At 65.4% G+C, this 22,587-nt stretch carries 18 protein-coding genes; 12 read left to right on the top strand and 6 right to left on the bottom strand.

The window, feature by feature from the left end; genetic code table 11:
• Nucleotides 1–45: 45 nt before the first annotated feature.
• The 4 genes from JAB8_RS08480 to JAB8_RS08465 all read left to right on the top strand — a co-directional run bounded on the left by JAB8_RS08480 (nt 46) and on the right by JAB8_RS08465 (nt 7,659).
• On the top strand, nt 46–1,797 hold the full coding sequence (locus tag JAB8_RS08480) for an ATP-binding cassette domain-containing protein (RefSeq protein ID WP_070218015.1): 1,752 nt from the start codon (nt 46–48) through the stop codon (nt 1,795–1,797).
• Nucleotides 1,787–3,595: an ABC transporter transmembrane domain-containing protein gene (locus tag JAB8_RS08475; protein ID WP_070289181.1), complete on the top strand. Its 1,809-nt coding sequence runs from the start codon at nt 1,787–1,789 to the stop codon at nt 3,593–3,595. Before JAB8_RS08480 ends, JAB8_RS08475 begins: the two co-directional genes overlap by 11 nt.
• A 126-nt stretch (nt 3,596–3,721) precedes the next feature.
• Entirely contained in the window at nt 3,722–5,422 is a 1,701-nt protein-coding gene (locus tag JAB8_RS08470; RefSeq protein WP_070218019.1) for a methyl-accepting chemotaxis protein, read from the top strand.
• Nucleotides 5,423–5,595: 173 nt separating this feature from the next.
• On the top strand, nt 5,596–7,659 hold the full coding sequence (locus JAB8_RS08465; protein WP_343216101.1) for a tetratricopeptide repeat-containing diguanylate cyclase: 2,064 nt from the start codon (nt 5,596–5,598) through the stop codon (nt 7,657–7,659).
• Between the two features lie 57 nt (nt 7,660–7,716).
• Here JAB8_RS08465 and JAB8_RS08460 read toward each other — a convergent pair whose 3' ends face one another.
• Both JAB8_RS08460 and JAB8_RS08455 read right to left on the bottom strand, forming a co-directional pair.
• Entirely contained in the window at nt 7,717–8,046 is a 330-nt protein-coding gene (locus JAB8_RS08460) for a hypothetical protein (RefSeq protein WP_070218021.1), read from the bottom strand.
• Nucleotides 8,047–8,195: 149 nt separating this feature from the next.
• Nucleotides 8,196–9,461, bottom strand: coding sequence for a cytochrome c peroxidase (locus tag JAB8_RS08455; RefSeq protein ID WP_070289256.1), 1,266 nt, complete (start codon nt 9,459–9,461; stop codon nt 8,196–8,198).
• 167 nt (nt 9,462–9,628) lie between these two features.
• Here JAB8_RS08455 and acpA point away from each other — a divergent pair, with 167 nt between their 5' ends.
• Nucleotides 9,629–11,749: an acid phosphatase gene (gene acpA, locus JAB8_RS08450; RefSeq protein ID WP_070289180.1), complete on the top strand. Its 2,121-nt coding sequence runs from the start codon at nt 9,629–9,631 to the stop codon at nt 11,747–11,749.
• A gap of 56 nt (nt 11,750–11,805) precedes the next feature.
• On the opposite strand, the gene JAB8_RS29465 is transcribed toward acpA, so the two are convergent.
• On the bottom strand, nt 11,806–12,735 hold the full coding sequence (locus JAB8_RS29465; protein ID WP_175445167.1) for a hypothetical protein: 930 nt from the start codon (nt 12,733–12,735) through the stop codon (nt 11,806–11,808).
• 168 nt (nt 12,736–12,903) lie between these two features.
• On the opposite strand from JAB8_RS29465, the gene JAB8_RS08440 reads away from it, so the two are divergent.
• Both JAB8_RS08440 and JAB8_RS08435 read left to right on the top strand, forming a co-directional pair.
• Nucleotides 12,904–13,776 carry a hypothetical protein gene (locus JAB8_RS08440; RefSeq protein WP_070289178.1) on the top strand — a complete coding sequence of 291 codons (873 nt, stop codon included), beginning with the start codon at nt 12,904–12,906 and terminating at the stop codon, nt 13,774–13,776.
• Nucleotides 13,773–15,275 (top strand): hypothetical protein, encoded by a 1,503-nt coding sequence (locus JAB8_RS08435; RefSeq protein ID WP_070289177.1) that lies wholly within the window; start codon nt 13,773–13,775, stop codon nt 15,273–15,275. The genes JAB8_RS08440 and JAB8_RS08435 overlap by 4 nt, the downstream gene beginning before the upstream one ends.
• Nucleotides 15,276–15,503: 228 nt before the next feature.
• On the opposite strand, the gene JAB8_RS08430 is transcribed toward JAB8_RS08435, so the two are convergent.
• The gene (locus JAB8_RS08430) at nt 15,504–15,950 is read right to left on the bottom strand and encodes a hypothetical protein (RefSeq protein WP_070224416.1); all 447 of its coding nucleotides are present in this window, start codon (nt 15,948–15,950) and stop codon (nt 15,504–15,506) included.
• Between the two features lie 288 nt (nt 15,951–16,238).
• On the opposite strand from JAB8_RS08430, the gene JAB8_RS08425 reads away from it, so the two are divergent.
• Nucleotides 16,239–17,309: a hypothetical protein gene (locus tag JAB8_RS08425; protein WP_070289176.1), complete on the top strand. Its 1,071-nt coding sequence runs from the start codon at nt 16,239–16,241 to the stop codon at nt 17,307–17,309.
• A 3-nt stretch (nt 17,310–17,312) separates the two neighbouring features.
• On the opposite strand, the gene JAB8_RS08420 is transcribed toward JAB8_RS08425, so the two are convergent.
• Nucleotides 17,313–18,266, bottom strand: coding sequence for a LysR family transcriptional regulator (locus tag JAB8_RS08420; protein ID WP_254679476.1), 954 nt, complete (start codon nt 18,264–18,266; stop codon nt 17,313–17,315).
• A gap of 109 nt (nt 18,267–18,375) precedes the next feature.
• Here JAB8_RS08420 and JAB8_RS08415 point away from each other — a divergent pair, with 109 nt between their 5' ends.
• Together JAB8_RS08415 and JAB8_RS08410 are read left to right on the top strand one after the other, a co-directional pair.
• Nucleotides 18,376–19,215, top strand: a complete 840-nt coding sequence (locus JAB8_RS08415) for a phytanoyl-CoA dioxygenase family protein (protein ID WP_070289174.1) — start codon at nt 18,376–18,378, stop codon at nt 19,213–19,215.
• Nucleotides 19,215–20,036 carry a TIM barrel protein gene (locus JAB8_RS08410; RefSeq protein ID WP_070289173.1) on the top strand — a complete coding sequence of 274 codons (822 nt, stop codon included), beginning with the start codon at nt 19,215–19,217 and terminating at the stop codon, nt 20,034–20,036. The genes JAB8_RS08415 and JAB8_RS08410 overlap by 1 nt, the downstream gene beginning before the upstream one ends.
• Here JAB8_RS08410 and JAB8_RS08405 read toward each other — a convergent pair.
• Complete coding sequence (locus JAB8_RS08405) at nt 20,021–20,959, bottom strand: LysR family transcriptional regulator (RefSeq protein WP_070289172.1); 939 nt, start codon at nt 20,957–20,959, stop codon at nt 20,021–20,023. The two genes, JAB8_RS08410 and JAB8_RS08405, sit on opposite strands and share 16 nt — an antisense overlap.
• Nucleotides 20,960–21,089: 130 nt before the next feature.
• Here JAB8_RS08405 and JAB8_RS08400 point away from each other — a divergent pair, with 130 nt between their 5' ends.
• Complete coding sequence (locus JAB8_RS08400; RefSeq protein WP_070289171.1) at nt 21,090–21,965, top strand: aldo/keto reductase family oxidoreductase; 876 nt, start codon at nt 21,090–21,092, stop codon at nt 21,963–21,965.
• 21 nt (nt 21,966–21,986) lie between these two features.
• On the top strand, nt 21,987–22,448 hold the full coding sequence (locus JAB8_RS08395) for a MarR family transcriptional regulator (protein ID WP_070224423.1): 462 nt from the start codon (nt 21,987–21,989) through the stop codon (nt 22,446–22,448).
• The last annotated feature ends 139 nt before the right edge of the window (nt 22,449–22,587 follow it).

Raw genomic sequence — 22,587 nt, 5'->3', positions numbered from 1 at the left:
TCCTTCCGCCCCGCGACACCCCATTACTCAAAACAAAAGGTAACCATGAGTTTATCGAGGCTCATCGCCGGCTTCGTGCGTCAGCATTGGCCGGCGTATGCCGCCGCCGCCGTCATGCTGACAGGCGTGGCAACACTGACCGTCTGGATCCCGCGTCGCGTGGGCGCCATCATCGACGCGCTGGCCGCGCACCGCATGACGGCCGCCGAACTGTGGCTTGAGCTGCTGACTCTGCTCGCCGTCGGCGTCGTCATCTACTTCCTGCGCGTGGGCTGGCGCATCACCCTGTTCAAGGCCGCCTACCAGCTGGGCGTGATGCTGCGCACGCGCTTCTACACGCGCATGTCGCAGCAGGGCGCGTCGTTCTACCAGAACCAGCGCACGGGCGACCTGATGGCGCTGGCGACGAACGATATCGACGCCATCGAAATGGCCGCCGGCGAAGCCATGCTGGCCGGTTTCGACGGCACTTTGACCTTGCTGATGGTGCTCGGCATCATGCTGCTGGGCGTGGACTGGCGCCTGGCCTGCATCGCCCTCTTGCCCTTCCCCCTGATGGGACTGGCCTTCTGGCGCATTTCCAGCCATATCCATACGGCGTCGACGGATTCGCTGCAACGCTTTTCCGCGCTGAACGACCACGTGCAAGAGTCCTTGTCGGGCGTGCGCACCCTGCGCGCGCTGGGCCTGGAAGAGCGCAGCAGCAAGCAGTTCTCCACCCTGGCCGGCCATGCGGCCAACGCCAGCCTGACGGCGCAGCGCTGGGAAGCGGCGTACGAGCCGGCCGTCGGCCTGACCCTGACGGCGGCCACGGCGCTGACCCTGGGCCTGGGCGGCTACCTCGTGTGGCAAGACCAGCTGACCATCGGCGCGCTGACGAGCTTTTCCATGTACCTGGGCCAGCTGATCTGGCCCATGTTCGCCGCCGGCTGGGTGCTGTCATTGATCGAACGGGGCCGCGCCGCCTGGCAGCGCCTGCAGCCGATGCTCGACGCGCCGCTGGCCATCGACGACCATGGCAGCATCGCCACGCTGACGCCCGGCCCCCTGCAATTGCAGGACGTCGGCTTTGCGTATGCGGGCCAGACGGCGCCGGCCCTGTCCGGCATTTCGCTGCGCTTGCAGCCGGGCCAGACCCTGGGCCTGGTCGGCCCGACGGGCAGCGGCAAGTCGACCCTGCTGCGCGTGCTGCTGCGCCAGGTCACGCCGCAATCGGGCACGGCCACGTGGAATGGGCACGCGCTGGACGCCTACACCTTGCACGCGCTGCGCGCGGCGATCAGCTGGGTGCCGCAGGAGTCCTTTTTATTCTCCGCCACCATCGCCGACAATATCGCGCTGGCCCGTCCCGGCGCCACGCGCGAGGAAGTGGAGCGGGCGGCGCAGCTGGCCGACATCCACGCGGACATTTTGCAGTTCCCCGAAGGCTATGCCACCCACGTGGGCGAAAAGGGCATCACCCTGTCCGGCGGCCAGCGCCAGCGCGTGGCGATTGCCCGCGCCCTGCTGGCCGACAACGGCTTGCTGCTGCTCGACGATGCGCTGTCCGCCGTCGACACGGGCACGGAAACGCGCATCCTGCAGCACCTGGAGGAATTGCGCCGCAAGCGCCCCGAGCGCAGCGCCATCATCGCCAGCCACCGCCTGAGCGCCGTCGTCAACGCGGACCTGATCCTCGTGCTGCGCGACGGCCACGTGACGGAAACGGGCAACCACGACGCGCTGATGCAGCGCGACGGCTGGTACGCCAGCCAGTGGCGCTATCAACAACTGGAGGCCAGCCTCGATGCCATCTAAGAACGACCAAGCCACCACCGCCACGCCATCCGTGCGCCGCCAGGCCGTGCAGGCGATCGGCCTGCTGCGCCGCGCCGCCGCGCCGGACCTGCGCCATTTATACTGGGCCACGTTCTGGCTGATCCTCGCCGCCGCCCTCGAAGTCACGGGTCCCATTTTAGGCAAGGCTCTGATCGACCAGCATCTGCTGCCGCGCCACCTGGACTGGACGCGCATGTCGCTGCTGCTGGGCGGCTGCCTGCTGACGGGCTGGGTCGCTTCCGGCCTGCGCTATTTGCAGCTGGTGCGCCTGTCCGGCCTGGCCATGCGCTCGGTGCAGCGCCTGCGCGAAACCGTCTACCAGCACGTGCTGCGCCTGCCGATGAGTTTTTTCGACCGCGCCATCACGGGCCAGCTGGTCAGCCGCGTCACCAACGACACGGAAGCGGTGAAATCGCTGTACGTGCAGGTGCTGTTCGTCATCCTCGACAGCTCCATCGTCCTGGTCGGCACCATGGCCGCCATGGCCTTCCTCGACTGGCGCTTGATGCTGATCGTGCTGGCCCTGCTGCCGGCCGTGCTGCTCATCGTCTTTTTGTACCAGCGCTGGAGCGCGCCGGCCGTCACGCGCGCGCGCGCCCTGCGCAGCGAGATCAACGGCCAGATCGCCGAATCGATCGGCGGCATGAGCGTGCTGCAGGCGAATAACGCGGAAAAGCGCTTCGGCGCGCGCTTCACGGGCATCAACCAGGACCACTACACGGCGCGCATGCAGGAATTGCGCGCCAACGCCTGGCTGCTGCGCCCCGCGCTCGACATGCTCAACATCGTGCTGCTGGCCGTCGTCATCTTCAGCTTCGGCCGCCGCGACATGGGTGCCGTGGAAGTGGGCGTGCTGTATGCATTCATCAGCTACATCGCGCGCGTGATCGAACCGCTGATCCAGATCACCATGCAGTTCAGCCAGCTGCAGCAGTCGGTGGTGGCCACGGCGCGCGTCTCGGCCCTGCTCGACGAAGCGCAGGCGCTGGAACACGCACAGGGAAGGGAGACACCGGCCCTGCGGCAGGCGAAAACGGGCAGCGACGTGCCCGCCGTCGACATCGCCCGCCTGACCTTCGCCTACGTGGAAAACCAGCCCGTGCTGCACGACCTGTCGCTGCAGATCCCGCAAGGCGCCTTCTTCGGCATCGTCGGCCACACGGGCAGCGGCAAGTCGACCCTGCTCTCCTTGCTGCTGCGCTTCTACCCCGTCACGCAGGGCAGCATCGCCATCAACGGCGTCGCCCTCGACAGCATCGACAACGAGCACTTCCGCGCCGACGTGGGCCTGGTGCCGCAAGACCCCTTCCTGCTGGCCGCCTCGGCACGCGAAAACATCGACATGGGCCGCGGCTACACGCAGCAGCAGATCGAGACGGCCGCGCGCGCCGCGCATGCGCACGACTTCATCGCGGCGCTGGAACACGGCTACGACACGCCGCTGGGCGAAGGCGGCTCGCGCCTGTCGTCGGGGCAGAAGCAGCTGATCGCGATTGCCCGCGCGCTGGCCGGCCAGCCGCGCATTTTGCTGCTCGACGAAGCGACGTCGCGCATCGATAGCCAGACGGAGCAGATCGTGCAGACGGCCCTCAACGAGTTGCGCGGCAAGGTCACCATCATCGCCATCGCCCACCGCCTGTCGACCATCCGCGAAGCGGACCGTATCATCGTGCTCAACCATGGCCGCATCACGGAAGCGGGACCGCACGAGGAACTGATGCAGATCGAAGGCGGCCTGTACCAGCGCCTCTACCTGCTGCAGCAACTGGCAATTTGATAGCCATGGGGCGCCGTTGCATGGCGCCACTTTTTTTCTGTACGGCATTAAAAATGCCGTACAGACGGGAGTATATTCATCTGGCGGGCAGCGCCAACGGCCCCAACCACACTTCCGGGGGATACCATGCGCAGCAAACTGTCGATCAGGAATATCTTTGCCGCCATTTTTCTGCTCAGCCTGGCGCTCTCCGTCATCAGCCTGTGGGCGCTGTTCCGCGTGGCGGGCAAGCAGGCCGAGGCGAACCGCGTCACTGAAACGCGCTACCAGTCCTACCTGCTGGCCGACGAACTGCGGCAAAGCTCGGACGACCTGACCCGCCTGGCCCGCACCTACGTCGTCACCGGCGACGCCAGGTACGAACAGCAATACCTGGACATCCTCGACATCCGCAACGGCAAGAAGCCGCGCCCCGCCCATTACGAACGCATCTACTGGGACTTCGTGGCGGCAGGCGTGCCCGTGCCCGCATCGACGGGGCCTGCCGTGCCGCTGGCAGAACTGATGCGCAAGGCCGGCTTCAGCGAGCAGGAATTCGCCAAGCTGCGCGAAGCGCAAGCCAATTCGGACGGCCTGGTCAAGACCGAAGTGATCGCCATGAACGCCGTCAAGGGCCGCTTCGACGACGGCAGCGGCAACTTCACCAAAACCGGGCCGCCGGACCTGGAAATGGCCCGCGCCATCATGCACGATGCCCAATACCACAGCAACAAGGCGAAGATCATGCAGCCGGTGAATGAATTCCTCACGTTGCTCGACCAGCGCACGAGCGCGGCCGTGCAGACGGCGATGAGCGGCACTATGGCGGCCTACTCCGTGACGGTCGGCGTGCTGCTGGTATCCGTCATGGTCTCGCTGCTGTGCCTGTTCCTCGTGTACCGCCACATCAAGCGCAGCCTGGACCAGGCGATCGCCACGGCGCAGCTGATCGCCGGCGGCGACCTGAGCATCGACGCCGTCATCGAACGAGCCGATGAAATCGGCGTGCTGCTGCATGCGATGAACACCATTAACGCCAACCTGACGGGGCTGATCGGCGACATCCGCAGCGGCACCGGCGAAATGTCGGTGGCCACGCACGAAATCGCGCTGGGCAATGCGGACCTGTCCGCGCGCACGGAAGCGCAAGCCAGTTCCCTCGAAGAGACGGCCAGCTCGATGGAAACGCTGACGGCGACGGTGCGGCAAAACGCCAGCAACGCCGGCGAGGCGAACCAGCTGGCCGCCACCGCCTCGGCCGTCGCCGTGCAGGGCGGCGCCGTTGTCGCCCAGGTGGTCAGCACGATGGGCGCGATCAAGGAAAGTTCGAGCCAGATCGCCGACATCATCGGCGTCATCGACGGCATCGCCTTCCAGACCAACATCCTGGCCCTGAACGCGGCCGTCGAGGCGGCGCGGGCAGGCGAACAGGGACGCGGCTTCGCCGTCGTCGCCGGCGAGGTGCGCAGCCTGGCCCACCGCAGCGCTGCCGCCGCGCAGGAGATCAAGACCTTGATCGGCGCCTCCGTGGAACGGGTCGACGCCGGTAGCAAGCTCGTCGACGAGGCGGGGCGCACCATGGCGCTGGTGGTGGAATCGATCCAGAAGGTGGCCGCCATCATGAGCGAAATCACCAGCGCCAGCCACGAGCAAAGCGCGGGAATCAGCGAGGTCAACCAGGCGGTCACGCAGATGGACAACATCACGCAACAGAACGCCGCCCTGGTCGAGCAGGCGGCCGCCGCTGCCGAAAGCCTGCAGGAACAGGCGCAAGCCCTGATCGCGGCCGTCGCCATCTTCCGCCTGAAAGGCAGCCCGCCGGCCACGGCCGCCCTGCCCCTGCGCTGACGTGCGGCCAAAGTGTGCACTTTCGCAAATTTCCGCGCACTGCATGATATTTCTGGATTGCAACAGAATATAATCTGTTACAGACAGGTGGTCATTGCGGGAGCGGGACGTTGGCAGGCAGACAGAGACGGGCATCATGGCGAAAGGCGCATTGGCTGCTGGTATTGGCCTGCTTGCTGCCGCCTGCCGCACACGCCCAGGTCAGCGACCTTGAGCAGTATCTTGCCGCCGTGCGCGACGACGGCCGCTACGTGCCCGCGCGCGCGCTGCAACGGCTGCAGGAAGTCGAAACGCAGGCGCGCAGCGCTCCCCTGCCCGTGCGCGCGGAATTCCTTACCCAACTGAGCAACGCCCGCATGCGCCTGGGGCAGAACGACATCGCCATGCAGCTGGCCGAGGAACTGATTGCCTACGCCCGCATGAACAAGAGCGACGTGGCGCTGGCAAAAGGCATACTCAACAAGGCCTACATCACGTTTGCCCGCAACGAGCGCCGCGCCTCGCACCTGCTGGCCTTTGAGGCGGAAAAGATTGCCAATGGCACGGACGACTTGCCCGTGCGCGTGCAAGCGACCATCAGCGCGGGCCAGTCGTGGGCCGAGGAAGGCAATTTTCCGTTTGCGCTGGCCAAGCTGCAGGCAGCCGTCGACCTGGCGCGCCAGAGCAAATCCCCGTCCAGCCTGGCCGCCGCCCTGAATGCCCTCACCCTGCTGTACACGCAGATGCGCGAATACGACAAGGGCTTCGAAGTGCTCGACGAGTTGCTGGCAGTCTCCGCGAGACTGGCGTCACCGGGCCGCATGGCGCAGGCAAAGAATACGGAATACGGGCTGGCGCTCGACGCGCAGCAGCCGCAGCGGGGCCAGCGCGCCCTGCTGGCGGCCCTGGCGCTGGAACGCCAGCTGGGCGCGCGCGGCATGGTGGCCGTCACCCTCGTCAACCTGTCGGACAGCTACCTCAAGGAAGGCGACTACGCGCGCGCCTTGCGCTATGCAAATGAAGCGATCACGGCGGCGGACCTCGTCAACGATGAACAGGTGGAGGCGACGGCGCGGCTGAACATCGGCCAGGCGCTGATCGGCCAGGGACGGCTGCAGGAAGGCAAGCAAAGCGTGGCCACGGGCCTGGCCTACTACGAACGCACGGCCAACCAGCCGGAAATGCAGGCCGTGCTGCTGGAATACGGCATGGCGCTGGAAAAGGCGGGCGACCTGCGCGGCGCGGTCACCGCGTACCACCGCGAGCGCGGCATTTCCAACCAGCTGTTCGAAAAGCAGCGGCAAAAAGCCGTGTATGAACTGCAAGAAAAGTATGAGGCGGAAAAGAAACAGCGCCAGATCGAGCTGCTGAGCCGCGAAAATCAGCTGAAGAGCACCGAAATCGACAACCGCCGCCTGCAGCAGCGCGTGTGGTGGCTGCTGGCGCTGGTACTGGCCATGGCGTCCACCATCGTTGGCTTGCTGTACCGCAAGGTGCGTCATGCGAACGTGCAGCTGAAGGTGAAAAACCAGGAACTCAAGCGCCAGAGTTCGCGCGACCCGCTGACGGCCCTGTACAACCGCCGCCATTTCCAGGAATTCATGCGCAGCCATGCGGGCAAGCCGCAGCCCTCCTATGCCGGCGACGATGTCGTGGGCGCGCTGTTCCTGCTCGACGTCGACCACTTCAAGCACATCAACGACGCTTACGGCCATGCGGCGGGCGACCTGGTGCTGACGACGATCGCCGAAACCCTGCACGACGTGTTGCGCGAAACGGACATGATCGTGCGCTGGGGCGGCGAGGAATTCCTTGCCTTCCTGCCGGCCGTCGCGCGCGACGGGCTCGACGAGATCGCGCGACGCATCCTCAACGGCATGGCGGCGCAACGCATCGACTACCAGGGCCAGACCATCGAAGTGCACGTGTCCGTGGGCTTTGCGCCCTATCCGCTGGCGCCGCTGGGACGGCCGCTCACATGGGAACGCAGCGTCAACCTGATCGACATGGCGCTGTACCTGGCCAAGGCGCACGGGCGCAACCGGGCGTATGGCTTGCGCGGTTTTCATCAGGTGGAAAGAACGACCCTGGAAGCGGTGGAGCAAGACCTGGAACGCGCGTGGCGCGACGGCTTTGTCGATTTGAGCGTGGTGCTGGGGGGGACGGACGAGGCGGACAGGACGGAGACGGCTGGAACGCAGACGTTGACGCCAGGCGGCCAAGCGGGCGATGGCGTCGCCGCAGCTGCCGTCACCTGACGACAGCTGCGGGAACCGGGCCGGCGTTAGCTGGTCCTGGCGCGGTGATGACGGTGATTACTTGTGCGCGGCGTCCTGCATCTTTTCACCGGCTTTTTCCACTTTCTTGCCGACGGCATCGGCCGCTTCGCTCATTTTCTTGTCGGCGTCAGCGGCGACCTGGTCCATCTTGGCGCCCGTATCGGAAGCGGCCTGGCTCACGGCGGCGTCAGCTTTGGTCGCGGCGGCCTTGATGTCGGCTTCAGCCTTGGCAGCGGCCGCATCGATCTTCTGGCCAGCTTGTTCCGCAGGACCGGCGGCGACATCGTCCTTCTTCTGGCAGGCAGCCAGTGCCACAACCATCATCCCGGCGGCGCACACGGTCATCCAATTTTTGCTTGCTTTCATGGTATTCCCTTTCATTGTTATCAAAAGACACAGATCAGTTCGCAATATACACCTGCCTAAAATTTTCTAGCGTGCGCTAACGCACATAAAAACAGGCTTTTGTAGCGTAGTTGTAAGCAATGGTATCTTGATATTTTTTTAGCATGCGTTCAATGTGCCGCAGAGGCCGGCCGATAGCCATCCGTCAAGGTATGCAGGAAGGCGATCACGTCGGCGATCTCCGCTTCGTTCAGGGCCGGCGCCTGGCCCGGCTGGCGGTCGAACGGCGCTTCCACGTTGACATTCGCCTCGAGCCCCGGCGGCAAATCGTCGTATTTGCGCACCTTGCCGTTTCGCTCTGCCGGATACCATTTTTGCGGCGCCGTATCGCGCTGCACGTAAAAGCGCAGCACCTGCTCCAGACTGTCAAAACTGCCGTTGTGGAAAAACACCTTGCGCAGGGCGACATTGCGCAGGGACGGCGTCTTGAAGCTGCCGCAGTACTCCTTGTGCTCCATCAGGTCGGTGCGATCCGGGCCGCACAAGCCCAGGTCGAAGAACGCCGGGTCCGCATTGGCCGGCAGCTTGCCATTGCGCGGTACGCCGATATTGATCAAGCCGTAATCGGTAAATTGGGGAAAGGCGCCGCCGGAAGTGATCTGGCTGATGTGGCAGGACGCGCAATTGCCCTTGCGCTCATCGTTGAACAGGGCCAGGCCGCGCGCTTCCTGCGGACTCAAAACGGCCTGCTTGCGCAAGACGGCGTCGTACTTGCTCGTGTACGGATAGAAATCTAGCGGGCTTTCCTGGAACACTTCCAGCGACATCAGCGCCCAGCGCAAGGCCTGGCCCGGCCGCTCGAAAATATCGGCGCCATACGTCTGGCGAAATTGCGCCGCCAGGGGGCCAGCGCGCAATTTGGCGACGACGGCCGCCGCGTCGCGGTTGCCCATCTCGCGTTGGGAGAGCAACGGCGCCAGCGCCTGCTCATGGCCGGACTGGGCGCGGCCATCCCAGTTGCGCCCGCCCGTGGGACCCGCATCGACGCTGTCGTCGCCATCGTCGTCATGAAAATGTTCGGTGAATGCGGGTGCGGTCTGCAGGTAGCGCAGCGAGGGCGCCGCGCGCGTGCCCGCGTCCTTCAGCTCCGGGCCGCCCAGCTGCACCGCCAGCCCGTTCGGCGGCCCATACGCGTGCTCGGGACTGTGGCAGCTGGCGCACGACATCTTCCCCGACACGGACAGGCTGGGCTCGAAAAACATGGCGCGGCCCATGGCCGTCATCTGGTCTACGGAAGGCTGGCGTGGCAGGGTGGGCGCGTAGGCGCCCGCCAGATAGGCGGGCTTGGCCGCGGCTTCCTTTTGCGCTGCCGGATGGCAGGCGGCCAGCAGGCAAGCGGCTACAAAGGCGAGCAGCAGTGAGGGCTTCGTTTTCATCATGGGCTGGCAGCGTAGCAACGGTATGTGACCGCTGCGTGACAAGTCCCTGCAAAACGTAATGTATCAAGTCCGTACATTACGTCATGTAACAGACGCTGACATGTCACGCAGCTGACATATTGCCTGCCTAGCATGCGACGTTTTCCACCCAGAAGGCATGAACAATGAAACCGTACGCTCGCCCTGTCTTACGTCCCCTGCCAATCTTGCTGTCGCTGGGCCTGGCCGCCTGCGGCAGCAATTATGCGATCACGCCCAGCACCACGGGCCAGGTGATCGGCAGCTACTATGAAAACGCCCAGGTATGCCTGGAAAGCGGCACCGCCAAGCTGACCTGCGACAGCGCTTCGACTCCCGTGCGCACGGCCGCCGACGGCAGCTACACGCTCGACGGCCAGGGCGCCGTGCTGGTGACCGTCGGCACGGACGCCATCCGCCATGAAGCCATCGGCGACAGCGGCAGCAAGGTGACGCAAAAACTGCTGCTGCGCGCCCCCGCCGGCCACAGCGCCTTCGTCAGCGCCCTGTCGACGGAACTGGCGCAAGTCATGGACGGCAATGGCGGCGACTTTGCGGCCGCCAGCAGCAAGCTGGCCGCGCGCATCGGCGTGTCCGAAGCGGGCCTGGCGTCCGACTTCAACAAGGCCAGCGGCGACGAGCTGGCGAAACTGAAGGCGGAAAACGCCAGCGTGACGGCCTTGATCGCCAGCGCCAGCGCGCAGGCGGCACCGGCCGACGCGCTGGCCGCCCTGAACGGCGCCCTGGCGCTGAACAATATCCAGACCATCGTCGTCATCTACGCGGAAAACCGCGGCTTCGACAATCTGTACGGCCTGTTCCCGGGCGCGAACGGCGTGCCGGGCGTCAATCCCACGTCGACTTCCGCCTACGTGCCGCAGAAAGACTATGACGGCAGCACCCTGCCCGTGCTGCCGCCCACCTGGGGCGGCATGACGGCGGCCGGCCAGAGCACCGTCATCACGCAGGCGCAATCGGCCAACCTGCCGAACAAGCCGTTCCAGATCGACGATGCCGGCAGCCCCCTGTACCTGCCGCAATCGGTGATCACGCGCGACCTCGTGCACCGCTTCTACAACAACCAGATGCAGATCAACGGCGGCGCCAACGACAAATTCGCGGCCTATTCCGACGCGGGCGGCCTGTCGATGGGCTATTACGACGGCAGCAAGATGCAGCTGTGGGACATCGCCAAACAATATGCGCTGGCCGACAACCTGTTCATCGGCGCGTTTGGCGGCTCCTTCCTCACGCACCAGTATCTGATCTGCGCCTGCGCGCCCACGTATCCGAACGCCGACACCTCGGTGGCCAAGGGCTCGATCGCGAAGATCGACGTCGACGCCAACGGCAACTTCGTGCGCCTGACGCCGTCCGCCACGGCGCCGACCACGGTCCTGAACGGCGCGCCAGCCTACGCCAACGACGGCGCGCTGACGCCGGCCGACGGCACGGGCATGTTCTACGCCGTCAACACCATGCAGCCGCCGTTCCAGCCCAGCAGCAACGCCCCGGCATCGGCCGACAGCAGCAAGCTGTATGCGGACACGGGCAAGGCCAACACGCTGCCGCCGCAGACGCAGACGAATATCGGCGACTTGCTCTCAGGCAAAAATATCGACTGGGCCTGGTATGCGGGCGCCTGGAAGGACACGACGGCCCTGGCCACGGCCAGCGCGCGCGCCGGCAGCTTCCCGAATCCGCCGAACTTCCAGTTCCACCACCAGCCGTTTAACTATTTTGCCAACATGGACCCCGTGAAGGCGCCCGCCTACCGGGCCGCCCACCTGCGCGATTTCGACAGCCAGTTCCTGGCCGACGCGGGCGCCGGCAAGCTGCCGCCCGTGACCTTCTACAAGCCGCAGGGCAATTTGAACCAGCATGCTGGCTACGCCAGCGTGGCCGACGGCGACGCGCACATCGCCAGCGTCATCGCCCAGCTGAAGAAAAGTCCGCAGTGGAAAAACATGCTGGTCATCGTCACCTACGATGAAAACGGCGGCTTCTATGATCACGCCGCGCCGCCGAAGGGCGACCGCTGGGGTCCGGGCACGCGCGTGCCGGCCATCCTCGTCTCGCCGTACGTGAAAAAGGGACTAGTTGACCATACGCAATACGATTCGGCTTCGATCCTGCGCGCCATCACGCACCGCTTCGCCCTGCCCGTGCTCGACGGCTTGAACACGCGCGACAAGGCGCTGGTGGCCAACGGCGGCAAGCCGATGGGCGACTTCAGCGCCGCGCTGGCGCTGGTGCCGCAAGAGTAGGGCTGAGTAGGTGTACCCGCCCGGCGTGGCCGCGGCGGGCGTTTTAGTTGTTGGCGCTACTGGCCCGGGGATGCATCGAGCAGCGAGCGTTCGAGCAATTGCGACAAGGCCGCGCGCAGCGCCTGCGTGCGCGCCGCCAGCTCCGGCCGCTTGTAGCGCTCGGCGGCGATCAGGCTGTTTTCCAGGCAGACGCGGTCGCCCTTGGTCAGGCAGGCGTCGGCCAGGTCGAGCTGGGCGCTGGCTTGCGCCACTTTCACTTTGGCGTCGAGTTCCAGGGTGTCGGGATCGTCGCCCCAGCGCTTCACATAGGCGGCCAGGCGCGTGGCGGCCAGCTCCGGCTTGCCCGCGTCGAGGGCCTGCTGGACGCTGCCTTGCAACGCCGTCCACGCCTGCGCCCGCTGCTGTTGCCTGTCGCAAGTAGCGGCGGACTTGCTGATATTCGCCTGCAAGCGCTTGATCTGCGCGGCGGGCGCCTTGGCGCTTTTCAGCACGGCCAGCGCGCTGCGCGCCCCATCCAGGTCGCACTGCGCCGCCAGCGCGGTGGCGGCCTCGACCTGTTCCGCCACGCTGGCGGGCTTGTCGGCCGGCTTGTTATAAAACCAGATACCGGTCAGCACCACGACCGCCGCGATCCACGTGCGCAAGCGCACGGGCGGGCGCGGCGGCGGCACCGAGCCCCTGCCGGCAGGCTTGGCGGGCGGCGCCTTGGCCGGCGCGGCAGCCGGCGGCGGGACCGGCTGGGGAGCGGAAGCTGGCTGAGGGGCGGGTTGCGGCGGGGCTTGCGGCGCCGGTTGCGGCGTGGAAATCGGCGGGGCGACGGGCACCGGCGGCGGCATGCGCGGCACCGGCGGCGGCGCCACTACCTTCTCCAGAACAGGTGCTTGCGCCACCTGGCGCGCGCCGCAAAACGGACAATGCGCCACGCGCAGCGGCAAGGTCCGGCCGCAGGCGGCGTTGATGCAAACGTCATTCACTGTTTCAAGCACATTCCAACCTTTTCCTGGAGTCATTCCACTGCGTTCTGCCGCAATATTACCTTACGCGGCCAAGGCAACGGCGCACCGGCCCCGTGTTCCCTTGCCTTGATACCAATCAAAAAGCCTCCACCGCCGCGGCCTAAGCTACAAGCACAGGCCAAGGACAAGGAGAACGCCATGTCAGCCCACCTGATCATCGAAGACGGCCAGCCCTGGTGGGACAGCGCCGATATCTGGGTCGTGCCCGGCAATGATCCGAATGGCCCGCCCGGCGCGCCCATTGCCGGCACCAGCAATTACCTGTGGGGCCGCGTGCACAACACGGGCAACAGCGCCTCGAACGGCGTGCGCGTGGACTTTTACTGGGCCGATCCTTCCGGCCAGATCGCCGTCGGCGCCGCCACGCAGATCGGCTCCGCGTTTGCCGACTTGCCGCCCGGCGCCACGCAGGAAGTGCTGTGCCTGGTGCCGTGGGTGCCCGTCATCGTCAATGGCGGCCACGAATGCCTGCTGGCCGTGGCCCACGGGCCTGGCGACGTCAACCCGCTGCCCGACCCGCTGCCCAACGGTTTTCCCTTCCAGCCCAAGCAGCACGACCAGATCGCCCAGCGCAACGTCAACGTGGTGCTGGCGGCCAGGCGCGCGCAATTGCTGGCCATCGCGGTGGCGGCCCTGCCCCGCGAAACGAAAAAAGTGGAACTGCAGATCGAGTATGGCGGCGAGCTGCCGGAGCGCCTGCTGGCCACCCTCGGGCTTGAGCGATGGCAGCCGGCCAGGGACGCACAGCTGGTCGCAGGCCTGGCGCGTACGCCCCATTGCAATGGCGACGCGCCCGGCGAGCAAACACTGGTGCTGGAAGTGCCGCGCGGCCAGGCGCAGGCCGTGTATCTGAGCGTGCGCGCCGAAGCCTTGCCGCCACGCCAGTATGCGCTGCTGCGCGTGCTGGAAACCCAGGATGGCAAGCTGCTGGGCGGCGTCACGTATGTCGTCACCGACCTGGAGAAAGAGCAAGCGCAAGAACAGCAAAGCCCCGAGGAGCAAGCATCATGAGCGACACACCCCTGCAGGTGCTGACGCGGCCGTTCGCGATCGAGCCCGTCACCAATATCATGCTGCCCGATGGCATCTTCGACAATGCCATCTATGGCTTGCGCATTGCCGCCCACGTCACCAATATGTCCGGCAGCGCCCTGACGAATGTCACGGTGTACCTGGAAAGCGTGGGCGACCCCGGCATCGTGCCCGTGGCGCGCACCTTCTTCTTTGCCAGCATTCCCGCCGGCGCGGCCATGCTGGTCATGTGGGATGCCGATTTCCAGCATGCGGCGCCCGGCAAGAGGCTCGTCAGCTTTGTCGCCAAGGCGGACGGCTACACGCCGCACCGCTCGATCCAGCAAATCTTCGTGTCGCAGACGCGCTTTGACAGCACGACCAACACCTACACGTGTACGGTCGAGGAAGGCACGCTGGAACTGTCCAAGCCGCAGGGCCATCTGCCGGGCAAGCGCTGGGGCAGCACGGGCACGGATGGGAAGGAGTGCCGCTGCCCGCCCGGCCTGGGCCCCATCGTACCGACCGGCATGACCCTCATCTGGACGCCGAACCCCGCCTATGCGGGCACGCATGGCGAGCTGCCGTTTTCCGACCCGTGGTGGAAGGTTCTCGCCATCATCATCGCCATCATCGCCGCGCTGGTGGCCATCATTGCCGCCGCGCTCGGCTCCGGCAAGGCCAGCTTCAGCGTGGGCGGCAGTTTCGAGGAAACGGAACCCGACGTGCATTGCTGTTCGCTGGAAGGGGCCGGCTCCGGCCAGCCCGAGTTCACGGTGGCGGGCGTGGCCTCGGCCATCGCTTCGGGCGCCATCGCCGTCGCCTGCTCCGATATCGCCGACCCGTTCTGGCGTGGTCAGGAAGCAACACCACCGGCCGCTGGCGAACTGACCCTGGCCGAGCGCGTGGTGGCGAAATGGGTGTTGCCGGAAGCGCCGAATGCGGGCCTGCCCTATACGGCCGACATCAGCTGGGAGTACGATCGTTTCACCACGGGCGCCACCTACCAGCATGCGGTGACCGAAACGCAAGTCAACATCCACGTGGCGGGGCCGGTGGAAACGGATACGCCCGCCGTCGTGCAAGCCTACGAACCGTTGTGGCTGCGCGCCAGTTTCAAGCGCGACAACGGCAATGTCTTCCGCGGCACGGAGCTGTATGCGTTCGTGCTGTTCCAGGCGCCGCAGGGCCTGTATTTCGTCGAATCGCTGACCGACGACGGCCTGGGCTTCGACCCGGGTGCCAACGACGGCGTCTATGCAGGCAGCCTGGACTTGAAGCGCGCTTACCGCACCCTGCTGCAATATGATCAAAAAGTCTACGGCACCTGGAGAGTCTTCGTCTTCGCCCAGGACGTCAACCTGACCAAGCCGGGCACGCCGCCCGAAATCGCCGCCCAGCACATCGGCGGCATGTTCGTCGCCAGCGCCATCGAAATCACCTTCGACGATACCCTGCCCTGCCCGCTCAAGGCGCAGGCGAATATCGTCGTGGTGTGAGGGGGAAAATCGAAAACGGCCGGAAAAAACGCGCAGGGCCAAGCGCCGCCCCGAAGACAGTACGCCAGGACCGAGGGAAAGGCTACAAACTGTGGCCTTTCGTACAGCCATTCGTAAGCGCGCCAAGAGCGGCTGAGAAAATGCTCAGGGCTAGGCGCCGCCTCGAAGACAGTACGTCAGTACGGCGAGAGGCAGGCAACAACGCCTTGGGCGTTTTATCAGCCGCTCTTACACCTTGACCGCGTCGGCCTTGGCAATAACCGTGCGCGGAATGATATCCATCGCCGGACACGTATCCATCGCATCCGAATACGCGAGCCAGCGCTGCAGGCTTTCCATGCGGCGGATGGTGATGCCCTTGCCATTGATGTAGCCGATCTGCTCGAAATTGGCGGGGCTGGTGGTCAGTTTCGACACGGTGGGCGCATTGTCGACCAGGCGGTCGTAGGCCTTGCGCGCCTTGTGCTCCCACTTGGCCAGCGCGGGATCGTCAAAGCGGTTGCTTTCAAAATACACGGTAATGGTGCGGTCGTGGTTGGCAAAGCCGACGATGGCCGCACCTTTGCGTATGGTCAACAGGACATCTTCCTTGACGCCTGTGACGGGAACGAACACGGCAGCACGGCCATCCGCATCCGGCCGCTCCATGGGAATATCTTGTCCGATTATGCTCATCACATCACACTCTTAGTCTTCGCCTGTTGGCTTGTTGTCCCTGCTTCACTGAAAGCATGCCACCGTGCGCATGCGCGCCTTTGCCGCTGCGCCGGGCCGCTTCCAGGCTCGCTGCCATGCCCTGTCATACCGGTTCATACCATTTTTCAAATAATACATTGCCGGAAAGCACTACACAAGACAATCAGGGGCGCGGCAGCCGCCTGTCCTCCGCCGGATGGGGAATGGTGACGGCCGGGGCAATCGCCTTATAATGCTGCGATTACTTCACGCCCCCACCTTCGCACCATGACGCTTCCCGAGAATGACACCAGCCGGCTCGACGCCATCAGCGCCGCCGCCACCGAAGTGGCCGCGCAAAACGTGGCCGACCTGCTGGCCATGGCCATCCGCCACCGCCCGGACGAACCGTCCCTGATCGTCTGCGACAAGCGCAGCTGGCTCAACGTGGTGCTGACGGAAGCGTACCGCCAGGCCTTGCCGGACGCCACCTTCATCGATTTCGACGAGGTCACGCCCGACGCCGTGCTGGCCGCGTTTGCCGAACTGCCGGCCGGCAGCCTCGTTGTGCTGATCCAGTCGACCAGCTTCCGCCTGGAAGCGTTCCGCATCCGCATCGAACTGTTCAAGCGGGGTCTGAAAGTGATCGAACACGTCCATCTGTCGCGCATGCCCGGCGTACAGGGACTGCACTACATCGCCTCGCTGGCCTACGACCCGGCCTATTACCGCGGCGTCGGCCATGCACTGAAAGCGCGCATCGACGGCGCCCGCCACGGCATGGTCGACAGCGGCGGCGAGCAGCTGGTCTTCGCTTCCCCGTTCGAACCGGCCAAGCTCAATATCGGCGACTACAGCGGCATGAACAATATCGGCGGCCAGTTCCCCCTGGGCGAAGTGTTCACGGAAGCACAGGACCTGGAAGCGGTGAACGGGCGCGTGCGCATCTTCGTCTTCGGCGACACGCACTTCATGGTCAACCGCCCCGATACGCCGATCACCCTGATCATCGACAAGGGCAGAGTCACGGGCACGGAGCACGCCACGCCGGAATTTACCGCCATGCTCGAGATCATCCGCGCACATGAAGGTGAAGTGTGGGTGCGCGAACTGGGCTTCGGCATGAACCGCGCCTTTTCGCGCGAGCAGCTGGTCAACGACATCGGCACGTATGAACGCATGTGCGGCATCCATCTGTCGCTGGGCGCCAAGCACGGCGTGTATACAAAACCGCAATTCAAGCGCAAGGATGCGCGCTACCACGTCGACATCTTCGCCATCACCGAAGCCGTTTATCTCGACGACGAGCGCGTGTATGCCGATGGCGCCTGGACGGTGGAACCGGTCGCGTTCAATTGACCGTCAGCTGAAAACTCCGGCCGCTGCCAGCTCGCGGTCCCACGGCGGCACGGGCTGGTATTCGGCCACCAGGAAATCGATCAGCGCGCGCACCTTGGGCGAAGGCTGGCGGCTGGCCGGATACAGGGCGCTCAAGTGATTCAGGGGCAGCTCCCAGCCGGACAGCACGGGCAGCAGGCTGCCATCGAGCAGGTTGCGCCAGGCGAGAAACGTGGTGCTGTAGACGATGCCGAGTCCCCGCTGCGCCGCCTGGTGCAGCACCAGGCCGTTATTCGCCGTGAAACCGGCCTGCACGCGCACGCTCACCTCTTCCTGCTTGTCGCCGTCCCCCCGCTGGAAATGCCAGTTCGTACCATCGGTCAGGTGGCTGAAATGCAGGCACTGATGCTGCAATAAATCTTGCGGCGTCTGCGGCACTCCCCATTGCGCCAGATAGGCGGGGCTGGCGCACAGCACGGCGCGGCACGGCGCCAGCGGGCGCATGGCCAGCGCGCTGCTGTCCGGGATGCCGCCCACGCGGATGGTCAGGTCGAAGCCGTGGCGTATCGGGTCGAGCAGCGCATCGTCGACAAACAGCTCGGCCCGCACCTGCGGGTGCAGCAGGCTGAAACGGGCGACGGCATCGGCCAGCCACGCGCTGCCGAAGCTCGATGGCGCCTGGATGCGCAGCGGCCCGGCCAGCCCGGCGCCCGCCTGCGCCACGTGCGCCACCATGCGCGCCGCTTCCTGCGCCTGGACGACGGTGGCCATGCACGGCGCCAGATAGGCGCGACCCGCATCCGTCAGGCTCACTTCGCGCGTGGAGCGGTGCAGCAGGCGCGCGTTGAGGCGTTCCTCCAGCTGCATGATGGTCTTGCTGACCATGGCGCGCGTCAGCCCCAGGCGCTGCCCGGCCACCGTAAAGCTGCGCTGGCGCGCCACTTCGACAAAGATTTCCATCGCTTTTAGTTGATCCATGTCAAAGATTGTCATCGCTTTGGCGACAATCTGTCAACCAGAGGGCGATTGTTTGCGCACTGTCCCCATCCTACAATGGCGCCTTCTACCAATCTCCGGAGCCGCCGCCATGCTGACGATCGAACAACAGGAACAATACCAACGCGACGGCTACATCATCCTGCCCGATTTCAAGGGCGCGGATGAAATCGCCGCCCTGCGCGCGCGCGCCGAGCAGATTGTCAACGAATTCGATCCCAGCGTCAGCCAGTCGATCTTCACCACGCGCGACCAGGCGAAGAACACCAACGATTATTTCCTCGCCTCCGACAACACCATCCGCTGCTTCTTCGAGGAAGAGGCGTTCGGCCCGGACGGCCAGCTGAAACAGGCGAAATCGCTGTCGATCAACAAGATCGGCCACGCCATGCACGACCTGGACCCCGTCTTCCGCGCTTTTTCGGCCGACCCGAAACTGGCCGAAGTGGCGCGCGACCTGGGCCTGGCGGATGCGCAGGTATGGCAATCGATGTATATATTTAAACAGCCCGGCATCGGCGGCGAAGTGCGCTGGCACCAGGACGCCACGTATTTCGAGACCACGCCGATCAGCGTGACCACGTTCTGGTTCGCGCTGGAAGACGCGACCCTGGATAACGGCTGCCTGTGGGCCGAACCGGGCGGCCACCGCGGCCCCCTGCGCGAACGCTTCATCCGCAACGGCGACCAGGTGCGCGTGGAAAAACTCAATGCCATGCCGTGGCCCGACGACAGCACGGCCGTGCCGTTGGAAGTGAAGGCCGGCGCCCTCGTCTGCTTCCACGGCTTGCTGCCCCACTACAGCGCGCCGAACCGCTCGCCCGTCTCGCGCCACGCCTACACCTTGCACGCCACCGACGGCCAGACCGAATATGCGGCGCACAACTGGATACAGCGCGATGCGGCGTTCCCCGTGCGGGGCTTCGTCTGATGCGCATCGACGTCTTTGCCGCCCACTGGGGCAATAACGAGCTGCCGCCCGACGTCTTCATTGACATGGTAGCGGAGGCCGGCTTCGACGGCATCGAAATGTCGCTGCCGCTGGACGCCGCCCTGCGCGAGGAGTGGACGGGGCGCATCGCCGATGCGGGCCTGGAGCTGATCGCCGCGCAGTGGGAAACCGTGTTCCACGTCGACTTCGAACTGCACCGCGCCGCCCTGGCGGAACTGCTGGAAAACGCCTGCCTGGCGCGCCCCGTGCTGGTCAACACGCACACGGGCAAGGATTACTATACCCAGGCGCAGAACGCGGCATTGATCGACCTGGCCGCCGCCATCTCGGCAAAGCACGGCGTGCCCATCGTGCACGAGCTCCACCGCAGCCGCTTTTCCGGCCACCCGATGCTGCTGCTGCCGTATCTGCAGCAGTATCCCGAACTGCCTTTGACGGCCGACCTGTCGCACTGGTGCTGCGCCTGCGAATCGCTGCTGGAAGACCAGCCGCACACGCTGGCGCAAGTGCTGCCGCTGGTGCGCCACGTGCATGCGCGCGTGGGCCATGCGCAGGGTCCGCAGGTGGCCGACTTCCGCGCGCCGGAAGCCAAGCCGGCGCTCGACGCCCACCTGGCCTGGTGGGATGCCATCGTCGCGCTGCGCCGCGCGGCCGGTGCCGAGCGCATGACGTTCACGCCGGAATTCGGCCCCGCGCCGTACACGCAAACGCTGCCATACACGCAGCAGCCCGTGAGCGACGCGTGGGAACAGAACGTCGCCATGTTGCAGCTTTTACGCCAGCGCTATCCTGCGGATTGAGCAAGCGGCGGAAGCTGCGCAAAATTGGCCTGCACGAAATCGATGAAGGCGCGCAGCGGGGCCGGCAGGTGGCGCCGGCCCGCATAGTATAAAAACGGGCCGGGAAAAGGCATCGCCCAGTCTTCCAGCACGGGCCGCAGCTGGCCCGCATCGATATACGGCTGCAACCACTCTTCAAACAGATAGACCAGACCATGGCCGGCGATGGCCATGCTGACCGCGAAGTCGGCCGCCGTCGGCGTGACGATCACGGGGCCGTCCGGCTCCACGCTCACTTTTTGCCCATCGCGTTCGAACTCCCATGGGGGAATCGCGCCACTGAGGAATTTTCCCAGCAGGCAGGCGTGCTGCAGCAGCTCGCGCGGATGCACGGGCACGCCCCGCTGCGCCAGGTAGGACGGTGCGCCCGCCACCGCGAAGCGCTGCGTGCGCGGGCCGATCGGGATGGCGATCATGTCCTGCTCCAGCCGCTCGCCATAGCGGATGCCGGCGTCGCAGCCACTGGCGACGACATCGACAAAATTATTATCGACCACCAGCTCGACCCTGATCTGCGGATAGGCGCGCAGGAACTGGTCGACCATGGGCTGCAAAAAGAAGCGCGCCGCGTTGACCGGCACGTTCAGGCGCAAGGTGCCGCGCGGACTGTCGCGCAAGTCGTTCAGCACATCGAGCGCGCTGCTCACTTCCTCGAGCGCCGGACGCAAACGCGTCAGCAACAACGCGCCGGCTGCCGTCGGCGTCACGCTGCGCGTGGTGCGTTCCAGCAGGCGGATGCCCAGTTGCTGCTCCAGCCGCCGCAGCGCCTCGCTCAGCGCCGACGCCGACTGCCCGCTGGCGCGCGCGGCCTGGCGAAAACCCCGGTGCTCGGCCACCAGGGCAAAGGCGGACAGGTCGGCCATGGAAGGGTTGTCTGCATGCATGAAGAGAGCTTTCACGGGATAAGATTGTGCGCAAATAAGTACAGCCTGTGCCGGATTGACCCGATTATCATACAGCGTATTCGCCCTTACGATGGCTGCTCCCGTCCCTTACCACCACACAGGAGCCCCCATGCACACGTATGACCCCGCCAGCGACCGCTTCACGCCCGCCCATTGCGACATCGCATTCAACCGCCTCGGCTACGGCGCCATGCAACTGGCCGGCCCGCACGTCTGGGGCCCGCCGAAGGACAGCGCCGTCGCCCTTGCCGTGCTGCGCGAAGCCGTCGAACTGGGCATCAACCATATCGACACGTCGGACTTTTACGGCCCCCACGTCACCAACCAGATCATCCGCGAAGCGCTGCATCCATACCGCGACGGCTTGACCATCGTCACCAAGATCGGCTTCGTGCGCGGCGCCGACCAGTCCTGGCTGCCGGCCGCATCGCCGCAGCAGCTGCGCGACGCCGTGCACGACAACCTGCGCAACCTGGGCCTGGACGTGCTCGATGTGGTCAACCTGCGCGCGCCGGGCATGGAAGGCGCCGACGGCTCGTCGCTTGCCGAGCCGCTGTCCACACTGGTGCAGCTGCAGCGGGAAGGCCTGGTGCGCCATATCGGCCTGTCCAATGTCGATGCCGGCCAGGTGGCCGAGGCGCAGCGCATCGCTCCCATCGTTTGCGTGCAGAACCACTACAACCTGGCGCACCGCGCAGACGATGCGCTGATCGACACCCTGGCCGCGCAAGGCATCGCCTACGTGCCCTTCTTCCCCCTGGGCGGCTTTTCGCCGCTGCAGTCCGATACCTTGAACCAGGTGGCGGCCGCCCTGCAGGCCACGCCGATGCAGGTGGCGCTGGCCTGGCTGCTGCAGCGCGCGCCGAATATGCTGGTCATTCCCGGCACCTCGTCCATGGCGCATCTGCGCGAGAATGTCGCCGCCGGCGCGCTCAGGCTCGACGCGCAGGCATTGGCGGCATTGGGGTCGCTTGCAACTAAGTAGCGCACTATATATACTGTGCCCATGGATACCACCACCGCCCCCAACCCCTTGCACCAGGTGCCGCGCCTGGACGGCCAGCTGTGCTTTGCGCTGTATTCGACCTCGCTTGCAATGAACAAGCTGTACCGCAAGCTCCTGCGCAAGCTCGGCCTGACCTATTCGCAGTACCTGGTGATGATGGTGTTGTGGGAGCGCGACGGCCTGACGGTGTCGGAAGTGGGCGAGCGCCTGTTCCTGGACTCGGCCACCCTGACGCCCTTGCTCAAGCGCATGGAGCAATCGGGTCTGCTGACGCGCACGCGCGCCGCCAGCGACGAGCGCCAGGTCATCATTTCCCTCACGCAGCAGGGCGACCAGCTGCGCCATCAAGCGGCCCTGCTGCCCGAAGCCATCCTGACGGCCAGCCACTGCAGCGTGGAACAGATTGTGGACATGAAACAACAACTGAACCAGTTGCGCGACAGCCTGATGAAAAGTGAGTAAAAGCGCTGCTTTCCCGAGCAAAATCAGATAAAGCATCCACCTGACGGCCCCGGCAAAAGCCGGTCCATCATCCGCCTTCTTTATGGCTCTGTCCCCGTTAAGTAGGGGAAGTTCAGGAATCTTCCTGTATCCCTGCTGT

It is taken from the genome of Janthinobacterium sp. HH106, from assembly GCF_001758725.1.
Classification (GTDB): Bacteria; Pseudomonadota; Gammaproteobacteria; order Burkholderiales; family Burkholderiaceae_D; genus Janthinobacterium.
This window is presented reverse-complemented; position numbering and strand designations above follow the sequence as displayed.